This window comes from Helicobacter sp. 'house sparrow 1' (assembly GCF_900199585.1).
Lineage (GTDB): Bacteria > Campylobacterota > Campylobacteria > Campylobacterales > Helicobacteraceae > Helicobacter_H.
In genome coordinates, this window is sequence record NZ_FZQY01000001.1 from 48,427 (window position 1) to 65,427 (window position 17,001).

Annotated in this window: 14 protein-coding genes and 1 CRISPR repeat array; of the genes, 11 read left to right on the forward strand and 3 right to left on the reverse strand. The window is 31.1% G+C overall.

Features of this window, described 5'->3' with window-relative positions:
• Positions 1–95 precede the first annotated feature (95 nt).
• Both C6H31_RS00215 and C6H31_RS00220 read left to right on the forward strand, forming a co-directional pair.
• A complete protein-coding gene (locus tag C6H31_RS00215; protein ID WP_104696839.1) occupies positions 96–1,382 on the forward strand; it encodes an adenosylmethionine--8-amino-7-oxononanoate transaminase in 1,287 nt (428 codons plus the stop codon).
• Positions 1,383–1,441: 59 nt separating this feature from the next.
• Complete coding sequence (locus tag C6H31_RS00220; RefSeq protein ID WP_104696804.1) at positions 1,442–3,436, forward strand: methyl-accepting chemotaxis protein; 1,995 nt, start codon at positions 1,442–1,444, stop codon at positions 3,434–3,436.
• Here the strand turns inward: C6H31_RS00220 and bioD are convergent.
• The gene (bioD, locus tag C6H31_RS00225; RefSeq protein WP_104696805.1) at positions 3,417–4,028 is read right to left on the reverse strand and encodes a dethiobiotin synthase; all 612 of its coding nucleotides are present in this window, start codon (positions 4,026–4,028) and stop codon (positions 3,417–3,419) included. The two genes, C6H31_RS00220 and bioD, sit on opposite strands and share 20 nt — an antisense overlap.
• Before the next feature lie 148 nt (positions 4,029–4,176).
• On the opposite strand from bioD, the gene cas9 reads away from it, so the two are divergent.
• The 3 genes from cas9 to cas2 are packed head-to-tail and all read left to right on the forward strand — an operon-like array spanning position 4,177 to position 8,456.
• A complete protein-coding gene (gene cas9, locus C6H31_RS00230; RefSeq protein ID WP_104696806.1) occupies positions 4,177–7,248 on the forward strand; it encodes a type II CRISPR RNA-guided endonuclease Cas9 in 3,072 nt (1,023 codons plus the stop codon).
• On the forward strand, positions 7,241–8,170 hold the full coding sequence (gene cas1, locus C6H31_RS00235; protein WP_104696807.1) for a type II CRISPR-associated endonuclease Cas1: 930 nt from the start codon (positions 7,241–7,243) through the stop codon (positions 8,168–8,170). Before cas9 ends, cas1 begins: the two co-directional genes overlap by 8 nt.
• Complete coding sequence (gene cas2, locus C6H31_RS00240; protein WP_233709985.1) at positions 8,133–8,456, forward strand: CRISPR-associated endonuclease Cas2; 324 nt, start codon at positions 8,133–8,135, stop codon at positions 8,454–8,456. Before cas1 ends, cas2 begins: the two co-directional genes overlap by 38 nt.
• A 136-nt stretch (positions 8,457–8,592) precedes the next feature.
• Positions 8,593–9,947: direct repeats of the CRISPR family, unit length 36 nt; unit sequence ATTTTACCATAGAAAGATTTATGAAGTGGCTAAAAT.
• A 22-nt stretch (positions 9,948–9,969) separates the two neighbouring features.
• Here the strand turns inward: cas2 and C6H31_RS07025 are convergent.
• Positions 9,970–10,836 carry a hypothetical protein gene (locus tag C6H31_RS07025; RefSeq protein WP_199768139.1) on the reverse strand — a complete coding sequence of 289 codons (867 nt, stop codon included), beginning with the start codon at positions 10,834–10,836 and terminating at the stop codon, positions 9,970–9,972.
• A gap of 287 nt (positions 10,837–11,123) precedes the next feature.
• Here C6H31_RS07025 and C6H31_RS00250 point away from each other — a divergent pair, with 287 nt between their 5' ends.
• Genes C6H31_RS00250 through C6H31_RS00260 form a run of 3 tightly spaced genes read left to right on the forward strand, consistent with a single transcriptional unit; the run spans position 11,124 to position 13,833 of the window.
• Positions 11,124–11,612 carry a DUF2147 domain-containing protein gene (locus C6H31_RS00250; protein WP_104696808.1) on the forward strand — a complete coding sequence of 163 codons (489 nt, stop codon included), beginning with the start codon at positions 11,124–11,126 and terminating at the stop codon, positions 11,610–11,612.
• A gap of 17 nt (positions 11,613–11,629) precedes the next feature.
• The gene (locus C6H31_RS00255; RefSeq protein ID WP_104696809.1) at positions 11,630–13,231 is read left to right on the forward strand and encodes a phytoene desaturase family protein; all 1,602 of its coding nucleotides are present in this window, start codon (positions 11,630–11,632) and stop codon (positions 13,229–13,231) included.
• 41 nt (positions 13,232–13,272) lie between these two features.
• Complete coding sequence (locus C6H31_RS00260; RefSeq protein WP_104696810.1) at positions 13,273–13,833, forward strand: hypothetical protein; 561 nt, start codon at positions 13,273–13,275, stop codon at positions 13,831–13,833.
• On the opposite strand, the gene C6H31_RS00265 is transcribed toward C6H31_RS00260, so the two are convergent.
• The gene (locus C6H31_RS00265) at positions 13,830–14,675 is read right to left on the reverse strand and encodes a DMT family transporter (protein WP_104696811.1); all 846 of its coding nucleotides are present in this window, start codon (positions 14,673–14,675) and stop codon (positions 13,830–13,832) included. The two genes, C6H31_RS00260 and C6H31_RS00265, sit on opposite strands and share 4 nt — an antisense overlap.
• A gap of 152 nt (positions 14,676–14,827) precedes the next feature.
• On the opposite strand from C6H31_RS00265, the gene dba reads away from it, so the two are divergent.
• From dba to C6H31_RS06985, 3 genes are all read left to right on the forward strand, one after another.
• Positions 14,828–14,995, forward strand: a complete 168-nt coding sequence (gene dba / locus C6H31_RS00270; protein WP_104696812.1) for a disulfide bond formation protein Dba — start codon at positions 14,828–14,830, stop codon at positions 14,993–14,995.
• Between the two features lie 96 nt (positions 14,996–15,091).
• Positions 15,092–16,546, forward strand: coding sequence for a disulfide bond formation protein B (locus tag C6H31_RS00275; RefSeq protein ID WP_104696841.1), 1,455 nt, complete (start codon positions 15,092–15,094; stop codon positions 16,544–16,546).
• 259 nt (positions 16,547–16,805) lie between these two features.
• Positions 16,806–16,964: a hypothetical protein gene (locus C6H31_RS06985; protein WP_158654758.1), complete on the forward strand. Its 159-nt coding sequence runs from the start codon at positions 16,806–16,808 to the stop codon at positions 16,962–16,964.
• Positions 16,965–17,001: the final 37 nt, after the last annotated feature.

A 17,001-nucleotide genomic window follows, 5' to 3' on the forward strand; every position in this document is an offset into this window, starting at 1 on the left:
CCTTTATTTTTTAGAATTATACTTTGTTAGTGATTAGAAAAAATAAATATTTTTCAAAAATAGGGCACTTTGGTGGTATGAGTATGGGGAAGATAATGCAAGATAATATGACACAACAGGATTTGTTACATATTTGGCATCCTTGTACACAAATGAAAGATCATGAGAAGATTCCTTTAATACCTATTAAGAGAGGTAGGGGAGTTTATTTGTATGATTTTAATGATAAAGGCTATATTGATGGAATTAGTAGCTGGTGGGTTAATTTATTTGGGCATTGCAATCCCTATATCAGTCAAAAGTTAAAAGAACAAATTGATACTTTAGAACATGTGCTACTAGCAGGATTTACTCATAGTCCAATTATTGAGCTTTCTTCTAGAATCTGTAGTTTATTACCCAAAGAATTAACTAAATGCTTTTATGCAGATAATGGATCTTCGGCAGTTGAAGTTGCCTTAAAGATGAGTTTTCACAAAAATTTATTAAATGGTAAGAAAAAAGATAAATTTATTGCCCTAGAAAATGCTTACCACGGCGAAACCCTGGGAGCTTTGAGTGTAGGGAATGTTAAGCTTTATAAAGATACTTATAAAGATTTATTATTAGAATGTTTTCATACACCTGTTCCAAATACACAAGACTATGAACTAGAGCTAAAAAAGTTTAAAGAACTAATTCAAAAACATCATCAAGAAATTTGTGCTTTTATTCTTGAACCTATTGTGCAATGTGCAGGTAATATGCATATTTATAGTGAGGATTTTATAAAAGAGAGTGTGCAGTTTGCACAAGAGTATGATATTGATGTGATTTTTGATGAGATTGCAGTGGGGTTTGGAAGAGCTGGGAGTATGTTTGCTTTTGAGCAATGTGGAGTGGTTCCTGATTTTCTTTGCCTATCTAAGGGGATTACAGGAGGATATTTACCACTTTCTGTTGTTGTAACAAAAGAAAAAATTTATCAACACTTTTATGCCCCTTATGAAGAGCAAAAGGCTTTTTTGCATTCTCATAGTTATACGGGCAATCCTTTAGCTTGTTCTTGTGCTAATGCAGTTTTAGATATTTTTGAAAAAAATAATGTGATAAAAGAAAATCAGAAGACTGCAACATATATCTTTTCACAACTGCAGAAATTAGAATCTTTTCATCAAATATCAAATCTAAGATATAAGGGGATGATTTTTGCATTTGAGTTAAAAAGTACAAAGTCTAATCGTGTAGGAATAGAATTTTTTCAAGAGGCCCTAAAAAGAGGAGTGATATTGCGACCATTGGGTAATACAATCTATTTTATGCCTCCATATACCATTACAAGACAAGAAATAGATTTTGTAGTAGATTGCATCATTGATATTGTGCAAAAGGTGGTTTTTTAGGTTTCTTTGGTTATAATCACGGTATTTTTTTACCTCATAGAATCTTCGAAGGAACAAGGATGAAAAGTATTAAGTTAAAACTAACACTAATATTAGTGTTAGTTATGGTGCTAGCATTTGCAATTATAGGGACACTATCTTATAAATCTACAAAAAATATAGCTTTAGCTCAAACCATCAAAGATCATACCAATACACTTAAGATGGCAGATATCCCTTTAGAGTCTGCAAATCTTAAGGTTATTGCAAGTATTCAAAGATTATTTAAACAGCTTGATAGTGTCCCTGAAGATGTTTTTTTCAATCAGAAAAGAGCTCTAGATGCAATAGGGCCTATGTTAAAGCCCTTTAGACAGGGTGGAGATTTTCTTGGTGTGTATTTTGCTCTTAATAATGGAGAGGTGATTATTAGCAATAAGGATATAGATGATAAAAATCTCTTGTATGGAATCTTTGGTAAGTCTGATAATTATGATGCAAGAACAAGAGAGTGGTATAAAAATGTTTTAAGAAAAAAGAAATTAATTGTCACTCCTGCATATATTGACAATGCTACCGGTGAGTTTTGCTTTACCTATGCTGTTCCTATTTATAGAAATGGCAAGTTATTAGGAGTATTGGGAGTAGATGATGGGATTTCTGCACTTCAGAGAAGTTTTGACAAGATGCCAGGGCATTTAGTTGCAATGGATAGAAATAAAATGCCTTTTGTATCTACACTTAAAGATGAAATATTAAAAGAAAATAAGGATTTTGCTTCACTTTATAATATGGCGATGAAGCGTGAGAATCTAAAGCCATTTGTTTTTATAGACAAAGATAAAAATAAAATGATGGCAATTTGTCAGCGTTCAAATTCTAGTGGCGATCAAGGAATGCGTGTTGTTTGTAGCATAGAGAATCTTACAAAGGTAATGGAGCCCATTGAAAGAGATGCAAGAATGCAAATCATACTCGCAGTAATGATAGCAACTATCGGAGCTCTTTTAGTATATGGAGTTGTTTATTATCTTCTAAAGCCAGTAGGGATAATACAAAGTGGTCTCAATGAGTTTTTTGATTATTTAGGACACAAAAAGCAAAATGTTGCAAAGATACAAGTTAGCACAAATGATGAATTTGGAGATATGGCAAGAACTCTAAATGCCAATATTGATGAAACAAGAAAAATGTTAGAGCAAGATTCTAAGGCTGTGTTGCAATCTGTGGAGATGGCTAAAAAGATTGAAGCAGGTGATCTTAGTGCTAGAATTATTGAAAAGCCGGCAAATCCTCAACTCATAGAGTTAAAAGAAGTTTTAAATGAGATGCTTGATATATTACAAAAGAAAGTAGGAAATAATTTAAATGAGATTTCACGAGTTTTTGATTCTTATATGAAGCTTGATTTTACAACTGAAATAAAAGATGCAAAAGGAAGCGTAGAGCTTGTTGCTAATGCTCTAGGAGATGAGATAAGAAAAATGCTACAAGCATCAGGAGAGTTTGCAAAGAGTTTAAATGTAGCTTCAAATGATTTGTTTAAAGCAATCCATAGCTTAAACTCAGCTTCAAATATGCAAGCACAGTCACTCACACAAACAACCCACTCAATTCAAGAGATTACCCAAGCAATGTTGCAAATCAATGAAAAGACAAATCAAGTTATTACGCAGTCTGAGGATATTAAGCTTGTGATTGGGATTATTAGAGATATTGCAGAACAAACTAATCTTTTAGCACTTAATGCAGCAATTGAAGCAGCCAGAGCAGGAGAACACGGAAGAGGTTTTGCTGTAGTAGCAGATGAAGTGAGAAAACTTGCAGAGAGAACACAAAAAAGCCTAGGAGAAATTGAAGCCAATACTAATATTCTCATAGAATCTATTAATGAGGTAGGAACTTCTATTTCAAATCAATCAAATAGTATTTCTCAAATTAATGATGTAATCATACAGCTACAAAATACAACACAAGATAATCTTAGCATTGCAAATGATTCATCAAAAATCAGTACGCAAGTAAATCAAATTGCAGAAGAAATACTTGCTGATATTAACAAAAAGAAGTATTAAAAGACTTTTTTAATGCTTCTTTAAAACTATTTTTTATTTCATTAAGGTTTGCTTCATTATAAAAAGGTAGGTGAATGATTTTGATATCCACCTGCTTTTTTATAAAATCATCCATCTCTTCATCTATATCCCCACTTATTATTAAAGACAGAATTTTTATATTCTTATTTTTTAAGGCATTGATACTTAAGAGTATATGATTGATAGATCCAAGATAGTGACTCCCTACAAGTATAGTTTGAAGTTTATGTTCTTGGATAAAATCAATCATACAATTTTTAGAATCAATAGGAGTATAAAGCCCCCCAGCAGTTTCTATAATAAGATTCTTGCTTGGTGGCAAAGAAATTTTAAGACCATCATAGGAAATATTTTCAACTTTCATTCCAATATGTGGAGATGCAGGAGTTTGAAGTAAAATACCTTCGGGATAAATTGATGTATTTGGTGAAAACTTCTTAATCACTTCAGAATCCTTTGGCAAACCTGCTTGAATAATTTTAAAATAATCATATTTTAAAACAGAGCAAAGCATTGCACTTGTATAAGTTTTACCAACATTGGTATGGCAACCAGCAACACAAATTTGCATTTTTATTTCCTTTTTAATTTTTAAACAAGCAATTTTATAAAAATATTTTTGTTTTTAATTTTTTAAACCTGTTGTATTTATTGGCGCATTCTATAGAAGTTAAAAAATAGATATAATTTAAGGAATTTTAAATAAAAGGAGCAGAGAGATGGGTATCAAGACTCTAGGGGTTGATATAGGGATTGCAAGCATAGGTTGGGCATTAATTGAGCAAAATGAAAAAGATATTGATATTATTGATAGTGGAGTTAGAATTTTCACCAAGGCAGAACATCCCAAGGATAAAAGCTCTCTAGCTCTACCAAGAAGGATAGCAAGAGGTGCAAGAAGAAGAAACCAACGCAGAAAAGCCAGAATCTTACAGGTAAAAAAATATCTAATAAAGGCATTAAATTTACCATCAAATCTTTTCTTTGCAAAAGAAGATTCCTTGCCTCCTATTTTTGAAACTTCTAAAGACTTTATATCTCCGTGGCAATTACGACTAGAGGCCTTAAAAAGAAAGCTAAAAAATGAAGAATTAGCTAGAGTGATTTTGCATATCACAAAGCGCAGGGGATATGATGATATTACCTATGGACTAGAAGATTCAGATAGTGGTAAAATCTTAAAAGCAATTAATGAAAACAGAAAAGAACTATTAGAGGGAAAATATGAAACCATTGGTTCAATGATGTGTGAGAAGTATTTTCAAAAAAAGCGCAAGGATTCTTCAAAGTTTGAATTTTGCAATGTAAGAAATAGAGGTGAGGAAAATTATAATCGTTGTATAGGAAGAAGCGATCTTAAAGAAGAGTTGGAAATCATTCTTGAAAGACAAAAAAAATTTGGCAATGAAATGATTACTCAAGAATTTGAAAGAGAATTATTAGGAGATAGGGATGCTAAAAGTAAGCAGAAGTTAGAAGGGCTTATTTTTTACCAGCGTCCTTTAAAGAGTTTTGAAGACAAGGTGGGGAAATGTCAGTTTTTTGCGACAAAAGAGAGAGCTTGTAAAAATTCTCCTAGTGCAGAAAGATTTGTTGCTCTAACAAAAATTTTAAATACATTGCTTTATATTAGTAAAGAAACGGGGATTGTATGGGATAAACCAGCAATGATTGCTCAAATTTTAGAGAAAGCAAAATCCAAAAAAAGAGGGATAAATTATCAAGAGCTTAGAGAAATGTTAGAGCTTCCACAAGAATTTCAATTTAGGGATTTAGTATATGAGAGTGATAAAACAGAAAGCAAAACCTTCATAGCTTTAGAAAATACCCTAAAGCTTTTAGCAGCAAATCCAGATATTTGCCTCAAAACTCAAGATGAGATTGCACAGATTTTAGGAAAAAATAAGGATTGGGAAAAAATTGCTAGGGATTTGGCTAGTTTGGGATTAACAAAAGAACAGATACAAAACATAAAGACTGCCAAACTTAGTTTTAGTAAGCATTTAAATCTAAGCTTAGAAGCATTAGGGCATTTGATTCCATTGATGGAAAAAGGAATAAGATATGATGAAGCACTAAAGATTTTAGAGGATCAAAAAATTATCATTCCACGCAAGGCTTTGGAGCAAGATTTTCTTCCTCCTTTAAAAGAGATTGCAAAACAAGATAGTTATTTTGATATTACAAATCCTGTGGTAAATCGTGCTTTGAGTGAGTTTAGAAAGGTTTTTAATGCCATTGTAAAAAAACACGGGAGCTTTCATTATCTAAATATTGAGCTTGCTAGAGAAGTGGGATTGAGTAAAAAACAAAGAGGTGATTTAGAAAAGAGCCAAAAGGACAATGAGGCGATAAATTTACAAGCAATCCAAGAAATGAAAAAACATAATCTCACCAAAAATGACATTTTGAAATTTAAACTTTGGATTTTACAAAATGAGCAATGTATCTATTCTGGAAAAAAAATTACAATACAACATCTGCTTGATGAAAAAATGTTAGATATTGATCACTATTTTCCATTAAGTCGTAGTTTGGATGATTCTCAGATGAATAAAGTATTGTGTTTTAGAGATGAAAATCAAAATAAGCTAAATAAAACCCCTTTTGAGTTTTTTGGATCTGATGAAAAAAGATGGAATGAGTTTGTGGCTCGTGTATTTAGCACTAAATATGATAAAAAGAAGAAAATGAGAATTATTAGTAAATCTTTTAAAGAGAGAAAGAGCGGAGAAAAAATAGATTTTCTTACAAGGAATCTGGTAGATACAGGATACATCAATCGAGTTGTTAGCCTTTATGTAAAAAATTATTTTAAGTTTTTGCCATTAGATTCTAAGAGAGATCGCATTAGGGTTGTTTCAGGCTCTTTAACCTCTGCAATGAGAAGTTATTGGGGTTTGGTGAGTAAAAATAGAGATCATCATCTGCACCATGCACAAGATGCTATCATTATTGCTTGTATTAATGATTCTGTAATACAAAAATACTCTAAATTTTTGCAAGATAGAGAGCTTGCTTATAAAGAAACTGATTATAAAATCCAAAAACTTAATAAAGATGGGGATTATATGACAAAGCTTAAGTTGCGTTATCCCATACCAGACTTCAAAATAAAAATAGAAGAAAGTATCAAAAAAATTATAGTATCACATAATGTTTCTCAAAAAATTAGTGGAGCATTGCACAAGGAAACAATTAGAAAAAGAAGTGAATACTATAAAAGATTTGGTGGAGAGATAGGATTACAAAAAGCCATAAAATATGGCAAAGTAAGGGAGGTTAATGGAGGAATTGTAGATAATGGGGAGATGGTAAGAGTAGATATTTTTAGAAGTAAGGATAGGGGATTGTTTTATGTAGTGCCAGTTTATACTTTTGATTTTGCCAAAAAAATACTGCCAAATAGAGCAATTGTTTCAGGAAAAAATAAAGATGGAGTAATAAAAGATTGGATAGAGATGAATGAGAATTATGATTTTTGCTTTTCACTTTTTAAGAATGATTGTGTATTGATTCAAGCAAAAGGTATGCAAGAGCCAATTTTGGCAATTTATAAAAGTACAGATACTAGAAATGCATCTCTTTCTTTTGAACATTTAAGCAAATATGAGCTTAAAAATGAAAGCGAAGAGATATTTTTTAAAAAAGAAAATAAAAAACTTTTTTCAAAAACAGAATGTGGTATCCAAAAACTACAAGTCTTTAAAAAAGTAAAAATTTCTCCACTTGGAGAAATAAAAGAATTGGGAGAAATGAAGAGAGTGGGGATTATTAACAAAAATGTTTGAAGAATCCTACCGCACTCTTTTTCTTAGCACCCCTGCTAAGCTCTCTTGTAAGAATAATTCCTTGCAGATTCTACAAGAGGGTAAGGTTGTTGTAATTCCATTGAAAGATATTTCAGTAATTGTGATAGATACTCCCCAAATTGCTTTAAGTTCTAGTTTGCTAAGTATTTTTGCAGATTATAAGATTTTAGTTTTTGTAAGCGATGCTTCACATATTCCAAATGGGATTTTTATGCCATTTCTTCCGCATTATAGAGGTGCAAAAGTATTGCAAGATCAAATTAAAATAAAACAGCAATTAAAATCAATCTTGTGGCAAAAAATTATTCAACAAAAAATCTATAATCAAGCACAGCTTCTTATTTTAGAGAATAAAATTGCAGTGGCACAAAAGATTTTGTTGTTACAAAAAGGAGTAAAGCTAAATGATAGCACAAACAACGAATCTAAAGCTTCTATGATCTACTTTCCTGCATTATTTGGTAGGGGTTTTAGTAGAGGGGATTTTTGTGCTATTAATTCTGCGTTAAATTATGGTTATGCAATTATTAGAGGAATCCTTGCTAGAAATATTGTAGCATCAGGTTTGCTACCATCATTAGGGTTAAATCATCATAATCAATTTAATCCCTATAATCTTGCAGATGATTTGATAGAGCCTTTTAGAGTCTTTGTGGATTCTAAAGTAGCAAGAATGAAATTTTCTAATATATTGAGTTTAGAAAATAGGGTAGAGTTGGTAAATATCATTAATGCAAAAGTTTTACTAAATAAAAAATTTTATCCGATGTATAGAGTAATTACGCGTGTAGTATGGAGTTTGGCAAAGTCCATACAGGAAAAAGAAAATTATTTAGAATTGCCTATTTTTAGCAAGGATAGCAATGGAAGAGAAATTTATGAGAGTTTTGGTGATGTTTGATATACCTACAAAAACAAAAGAAGAGAGAAAAGCAGGAACTAAATTTCGTCAAAGACTACTTAAGGAAGGCTTTTTTATGTTGCAATTTTCGGTATATCTGAGGATTTGCAAAGGGATTAAAAGTGCAAATACCTATATGCAAAAACTAGAGAGCTTTGTACCAAAAAAAGGTCATATTAGAGCAATTATTATTACAGAAAAGCAATTTGACAATATGAAGATACTTTTGGGAGAAAGAAGTCTCACAGAAAAGGCTCAAGAGCCAATCCAGCTAACACTTTTTTAGTCTCTAGTTTTTTGGGATGCTAAGCAGTTACCCTGCGGAGAACTAGAAAACTCCTTATTTTAGCCACTTCATAAATCCTATTTTGGTAAATCTCATAGTCCCTAAGAACCTTTACATCTTTGTTTTAGCCAAGGGTATTTTACCATAGAAAGATTTATGAAGTGGCTAAAATTGTCTATTTAAATATTTAATCTTCCCTGCTATTTTACCATAGAAAGATTTATGAAGTGGCTAAAATATACTATCATTTAAAAATATAGAATACCCAATTTTACCATAGAAAGATTTATGAAGTGGCTAAAATTCTTCTGCATCTACGGATAAATCATTTGAATTTTACCATAGAAAGATTTATGAAGTGGCTAAAATGTTCTAGGTCTTAGCAAACTTTGTATGCAAATTTTACCATAGAAAGATTTATGAAGTGGCTAAAATATAAATAGTAGATTTGTCTTGTTGTTCATTATTTTACCATAGAAAGATTTATGAAGTGGCTAAAATCAAATTACTAAACAAGTATTTTAAATCGCAATTTTACCATAGAAAGATTTATGAAGTGGCTAAAATCCCAGTTGTATTGCTTTTGCAAAACAACAAATTTTACCATAGAAAGATTTATGAAGTGGCTAAAATCAAATATCCATCTACATCAAAATTTATATTATTTTACCATAGAAAGATTTATGAAGTGGCTAAAATCCCACTTAAAACTAAAGTCTTTAATCCATAATTTTACCATAGAAAGATTTATGAAGTGGCTAAAATCTACTTTTTCTAATCCCTCTTTAATCTCTTATTTTACCATAGAAAGATTTATGAAGTGGCTAAAATTAGGGCATTCTTTATTGTTTGAAGTTCTTTATTTTACCATAGAAAGATTTATGAAGTGGCTAAAATCTAATTCTTCAACATCAAATAAGTGCCAGTATTTTACCATAGAAAGATTTATGAAGTGGCTAAAATTCATTGTTCCTCCTTGTATTATAAGCCTAAATTTTACCATAGAAAGATTTATGAAGTGGCTAAAATAAAAAAGTGATGAACCGAAACCCATACGGGATTTTACCATAGAAAGATTTATGAAGTGGCTAAAATTTTTGGTGTAGTTGCTTCTATTATGTATGAATTTTACCATAGAAAGATTTATGAAGTGGCTAAAATAAGTCTAGTAGATACACTCTTAAAGAATTAATTTTACCATAGAAAGATTTATGAAGTGGCTAAAATATTTCCTCTTGGCTTGGAGTATTAGATTTTATTTTACCATAGAAAGATTTATGAAGTGGCTAAAATTTGATGAAGTTAGATTTGTTAGAAGCCCTGATTTTACCATAGAAAGATTTATGAAGTGGCTAAAATTTGCAATGTTATTAAACACAGATTCTATTGATTTTACCATAGAAAGATTTATGAAGTGGCTAAAACATACTCTCCACAACCATAGTATCGTATAATATTTTACCATAGAAAGATTTATGAAGTGGCTAAAACAAGCTGATGCTATCTGATGTCTTTATGTTCTATTATGAAAAGGCTTCTGAAGCCATCGTAAGTAATGGTATAAAAAGTTGGGTAATTTATCTTTAAAAGTAAAATTGAAATTTATTTGATGAGCTAATTTTTTAATCTCGTGTTTTTCTAAAAGTTCTCCATAGATATTGTTTTTATAAAAATAGTTTCTATTCATCATATAGGTATTCCACATTTCAGAATAGAGATGTAAAAAAGGTTGGGATCTATCAAACTTATGAGTTTTTATAAAATCTTTTGCCCTTCCCCAAGAGATTTGGCAAGTTTTTCTATAATCCCAATTGTATCTTTCTAAGTTTGATTGTTTGACTTGTTTGGCTAAAAAAGAAGGACCAATAATAGCCCAGGGAACCCGCTTTCTATGATTGATGATATTTTCAGCTTCTAAAATAAGCTGTTTTCCAAAGCTAGAATTTTTGGGAAATTTTACTAAAGAGTTTGTAACTCTTGGCATGGTCTGATCAAGATCTATTTCTTGAGAAAAAATATATTCTTCTTGACTAAAATCATAAAAATTTAGACAAACCATATCAAGATCCACCCATACACTTTTTCCCAATTCAGAATCTAGCATCCTGTATCGGAAATAATCACTAAAAGTGGCGATACCAGCTCCTCTGTCATCTAGAAAAAAGTTTTCAAAAGGAACTAGCTTATTTCCATCTTCTATGGAAAAATTATCAAATAAATTACAAAGATCAATTAAAATTTTGTCTTTAAGATTGTATGTATAAAGAGTGAATTTATAGCCATGATCTAAAAAGGATTTAATAGATAAAAGCTCCATTAAACCAATACCACGATATCCTTCTCTTGTATGCCAAAAACTTCCGATTTCTTGTCTTTTCATTCATTCTCTAAATTACAGAACAGCCAAATAAGCTTGTAACAAATACTTGTAAAACTTAATAATGTATGTCCCTCTTTGGTTCTTATTATATTGAAAAAGATTTGAAATAGCAAGAATAAAAAGAATTAGTAAGACTTACTTAAAGCAATGGAAATAGTGTTAATTATTTAAGTAAATCCCACCCTTAGTTTTATATATTATATTTTGATAATATACGGCAAAATAAAGGGAGTTTGCTATATTTGATTTTTTAATATAGTTTAGATTCTTGAGAGAAGAGGTAAAAATTGAGAGTATTTATTATTGTTTTTGTATTTGCATTGCATAGTTTATTGGGTGATATTGCGGGCTATTATTTGCTACCAAAAAATGAAGATGGTGTTGAAAGTGTTGTAAGAATCTTTAAGGAGAAGAATAAATATTATGCCTATGGTTTTGCTTCTAAAAATAATGTTGATTTGGGACTTGATACAAAAAATCCAAATGAAGAAAAAAGAAAACAGGAAATTAGAGGCAGTATATTTTTATGGGATCTGATAGAAAAATCAGATGAAAAGTATGGAGATGGCAGAATTTACAACTATGTTAATGGTAAAACTTATTATGTAAAAGCCGAAGTTAAGGGCGAAATGTTGATTGTTAAAGCTTCTGTAGATAAAAAGGGATTGTTTGGAAAGACATTTAATTGGAAGAAACTAACTCCACAAGAAATAGAGCCATTTTTACAAAAAGATATAGATTTAGAAATTGTTAAGCAGAAATTGCCTCAAGAATAATAAGGAGTTATTGATAAATGCAGAAGTTTGATGTTGTAGTTATAGGGTCGGGATTAGGAGGGTTGAGTTGTGGTGCAACCCTAAGCAAAAGTGGAAAAAAAATTTTAGTTTTAGAGCAACATAGTTTAATTGGTGGATGTGCTACTTGCTTTCCTAGAAAAGGTATGATGGTAGATGCCGGATTACATGAGCTTGATTTTGGCACAAGAGATAGGGATATGAAGCATCATATCTTTGATGTACTTGGACTTTGGGATAAAATTAAGTTGGTGCCATTGCCAACAGCTTGGACAATACAATCACAGAGTGAAAAATTTATCATTCCTCATGGGAATACGCAAGAAGTTTTGAAGAAGATGTTTCCTTATGAAGCAGAGGGGATTGATAAGTATTTTAAAAAAATAGATTTCCAAGCCAAGATTGCCAAAAAATTCCCCTTTGATATGAAATTTTTAGAGTTTTTTATTGCTCCAATTACAACTGTAATATTCTTGACATACAATGTTATTAGGAATAAGACAGCTGGAGAGGTTTTAGATGAGTGTATCAGAGATTCAAAACTTAAAAGAATTTTAAATATTAATCTTGTTTATTATCACTATGATCCCTATAAGTTTATTTGGAGCTATCACGCAATTCCTCAAAAGGGTTATTATACACAAGGAATGTATGTAAAGGGTGGGTCACAAGCATTGTCTAATGGTTTTGCTAGTATCATCACTGAAAATGGTGGAGAAGTTAGAGCAAAGGCAGATGTAACTAAGATACTTTTAGATGGTAATAAGGCAGTTGGTGTAAGATACTTTGATAAGAACACTAAAGAAGAAGTAGAGGTTTATGCTGATAAGATTGTTGCAAATTGTGATCCTATGATTGTATATAGTGAGCTTTTGCCTCAAGATAGGAGTTATGAAAAAGATCTTAGACTTACTAGAGATTTTGAGACAGAAACTTCACTTTTATCCATTTATATGATCTTTGAAAAAAATTTAAGTGAGATTTATCCTGATATGGATTACAGCACTTTTATTCTAGATGACAAGGAATTAAATAAAGATTTCAAAGATTCTAGTTATGCAAAATTAGATTACAAGGATATGGGTTTTGTTTTTGTAAATTATTCTAAAATCGATAGTGGTTTGAGTGATAGAGATGATAGATTTTTAGGTGTAATTACAACATTTGCAAGATATGATGATTGGAATCTAGAAAAAGAAGAATATAAGGCAAAAAAAGAGGAATTAAAGGCTTTTTTTGAAAAAAGATTAGAAGAGACTTTTCCTGGGATAATGCAATATTGCATTCATTCAGAGTTGGCTACACCAAAGACTATCCAAAGATATATTAGAACCAGAAAGGGAACCCCTTATGGATATGATCAAAACAAAGAGGGCTTTATGGGTAGAGAAAGATATGATTCAAAAAGTGTAAAAAATCTCTATTTTGCCTCTGCATTTGGTTTTCCAGGTGGAGGTTTTACTGGGGCTATTTTATCTGGCTATCGCACGGCAAAGAAGATTTTAAATCCTTGGGGACTCACAAAGAAGATAGCTTTATGCGTATTTTTTGGCTTTGCTGTAGTTGAGATTATTAAGTTTATTGCTGGGTTGTTTTTTTAATTTTTATAAGAGATTTATTTTTATTTGAAGGTTTGAGATATATGAAAATTACACGCTTGTTATGTATATTTTCTTTTTTTTGTTTCATTTGGGCAGAAACAGAAACAAAATCAGAAACAAAATCAGAAACAGAGGTAAAAACAAAGCATACCTTTTCTGATCTCTGGGGAAGAAAATACTATGCTGGGATTGGATATAAGTATTTGGCTTTTGGTGAGATGGGTGGCTTGCAGAATCTACAGGTTACTTATGGAGTTTGGGACAAGAATAAAATGGGTATTTATGCTGAGGTATTGTTTCCTTTTACACAGGTAGATTCTCCTGAAAAAGGCTCAAGAATTACTGCAGTTAATTTATTCTGGCTCTATAATATTTCTGTTACCAACATCTTTTCTATTTCACCAAAAATTGGCTATGGATTATCTGTAGTTAATTATGGATCTAAAAATCATATTGCTTGGAAGCCGAGTTTTGGCGTAGATCTTTCAATTTTTGTCATTGATAACTTGGCACTTTATCTAGATTATGATTATAGTTTCTATCATCTTAGTAACTTCTCACACTTACACTATTTTGGTGCAGGATTGCGTTATGTGTATTAGCGTTTTGCAATAAATGCACCAAAAATTATTAATAATATACCAATCATTTCATAGACATTGATTGTTTCTTTTAAAAATAGATAGCCAAGGATTGTTGCAATAATAGGTGATAGGAGTAGCGTTAGTGAGGAGGTTTGTGTGTCAAGCTTCCCCATAATGTAGCCAAAAAAACCTTGTCCAAGAATTTGTCCAAACATTACCACCAATAGCACCAATAACCAATCTTTTAAATGCATAGGAGCTTGAAAACCTTCTAGAATAGTTCCTGTGCCTAGGAGTAAAATACTAGATCCAACACAGGAAAAAACCATCAGTAGCATCGCTCCATATGTTTTTCTCATTTTATAGACAAGAGCTAAAAATATGCTATAGCAACACATACTAATAAATGCTAAAAAATCTCCAAATAGAGATGAAACACTATTAGAATCCTTTCCTCCAAGAAGCAAAAAAATACCAATAAGGGTGATTCCTGCACCTAAAACAAAGCTTATTTGTATTTCCTCTTTGAAAAATATAATTCCAATGGGTACAAGGATAAAACATACAAGAGAGCTAATAAGATTGACATGAGCTACGCTTGTGTGATGTAAAGCTGTATTGAAAAATACTAAATCTAAACCAAAAAATATTCCTGCTAATATCATCAATAAACAATCTTTAAGAGATACTTTAAGCAAGCTTTTGCGTGCAAAGAAAAGGAAAACAGGGATGGCAAGTGCAACACGATAAAAACCAAGCATAATAGGCTTGATGTCAATAATTTTTACTAATACACTTGCATAAATGATGAAACTTTCAGCAAGAATTGCAAAGAAGAAAAATTTTAGTTGATTTTGCATTAAAATCCTAACACCAGAAATAAGTTGCTAATTATAGAACATTTAATTTATTTTTTAATAAAATTACTTTTCAGATTTTTTTGAGAATCATTTTTTGATTTAAGTTATATAATCCCAATAGTCTTAAGACTAAATCAAAAAAAGGATGTTGTATGGAATTTCTGGAAATGCTATTGATTTTGATAGCTATGATTTTGATGATTAGGAAGCCCCAAAAAGAAAATTTAGCCTTTGGTATTTTGATGTTTTCTTGGGCATTGATGATTTTTATGTATGTGGGACACAAGTCCTTGGGTATTCTTACCACAATGAATCTTTAGGGGGTTAAAATGCAAGAACAAAAACAAGAACAAAAACAAGAACAAAAACAAGAACAAAAACAAGAACAAAAAGCTGTAGACTTGTTTTATAACCTAATGTGCTTGGCTGGTTTTCTGATTATCCTTTTTCCTGTAGGAATTGCAAATTTTATTCTTGGGTATGTGATGGGAGATAGTCCTTGTGCATTATGCTGGGGTCAGAGAGAGGCAATGATTTTTATTGGAGTGATTGCACTTTTTATTGTTAGGTTTGGAATCAAGCCAAAGTATATTGCAGCTTTATTAATTGTAACTGCCTTTGGTCTTTATCAATCATTTGCACATTTTGGGAATCACGCAGGTAGGGATTTAGATCAAGGTTTTAGTATTATGATATTTGGGTTGCATACTTATTTTTGGGCAGAGGTTGTGTTTTGGGCAGTTATCTTGCTTTTAGGCGTGATGCTTATTTTTGCTCCAAGCTTTAAGGCCTTAGAAACTGCAAAACTAACATTTGGAAAATATAAACAAACTGCTTTTATTGTTTGTGCTTTTGTGGTTGCTTCTAATATTCTCCAAGCTTTTGTTAGCACAGGTATTCCTCCTTATTTAGGGCAAGGAGATCCAGTTCGTTTCTCTTTTAATCCCAAAAATGTTGTTTGGTCAACAGAGGGATGGAATGAAACTTGGAGTGGAATTTCTTTTTTAGGAAAGCGTGATGTAAAAGATCCTGATTATGCTTTTGCACCTACTAAAGTTATAAGCTTTAACCATAATGCCAATCAATCTCCATTTGAGAAAATTGACAGAAGTCTTAAGATTGTAGATACACAAGTTTTGCCATTTAATCAACCCTTAAATACTTTAAATAGCATTGATAATACTTTGATTGCAAGTTCAAAATTTGATGTGTATTTTTTAGATAAAGATTTTAAAGTTGAAGATAGCTTTGAGCTTGATCCTAATTTTTCAGCTACAATCAACCCTATTGTGGGAATTGTTCCATTTATGCAAGATAAATATTTATTGATGGGTTCTAATAAAACTTTATTGAGGTTTGCAAGAAATCCTAATGCAGATGCTCAATTGCAGTATGCAGATTTTATTAAAGGGGCGGATAGATTTGAAGGAAGAGGTGAAAATTTAGGCAGGAATAGATTAGATACAGTAAGATCTAAATTCCATCACACTCTTTCAGTGGCTACAGATGGAAAGTATTTCTATTTAGCTACGGTTCCAAATAATAAAGATAAAAATACTTTTGTAATCAGTCAGTTTTTGGAAAAAGATCAGGTTTTATCGGCTGAATTTACTCCTAAAGCAGATCTTAAGCCCTCAAGAAGTTTAGGAGATCTTTATATTACTTCAATGGTATCGCGTCATAACAAGCTTTATGCATTAAGTAAGCAATACAATGTGATTATTATTATTGATCCATTAGAGCAAAAAGTGGAAAAAGTAATCTCTTATCCCGAAAATATTACAAATGCAAGGGCTTTGTTGATTGAGGGAGATAAAATCAAGATTCTTAGCTATGAGGATAAAAAAAATCTACTTTATACCCTTGATTGATTCTTTTTAAAGGTACATTGACAATAAGTCAATGTACCAACTTCACCCCATTAGAAATATTTTATTAATTGTTAAAATTAGCCTTGATTTTAAAATATTGAGTAAAAAGCAAGTAGAAGTTATAATTGTTTTTTTTAAAGAATATTTAGAGAGTTATTTATTATCAAAATACATCAAAAACAGGGGAGAGAAATGGATAAAAATTTAGTAAGGATAAAGAGCTTTTGAAAGTTTTCAAGTAAGATGGTTTTTAGATGTTGTGAAGAAAATGACATCAGAGGAATATACAGGTATTAGTTCAGAGGGGGAAAGAGATGACTTTACTTATTGGTTAGAGAATAGGCTTGAAAATATGGGAAGTATTTGGGGAGGAGCTAGTTTTAAATTTGGTATCTATAGACGCAATGATAGTAGATGATATGAGGATAATGAGTGTTTTTAAGAAGATGTGCTTA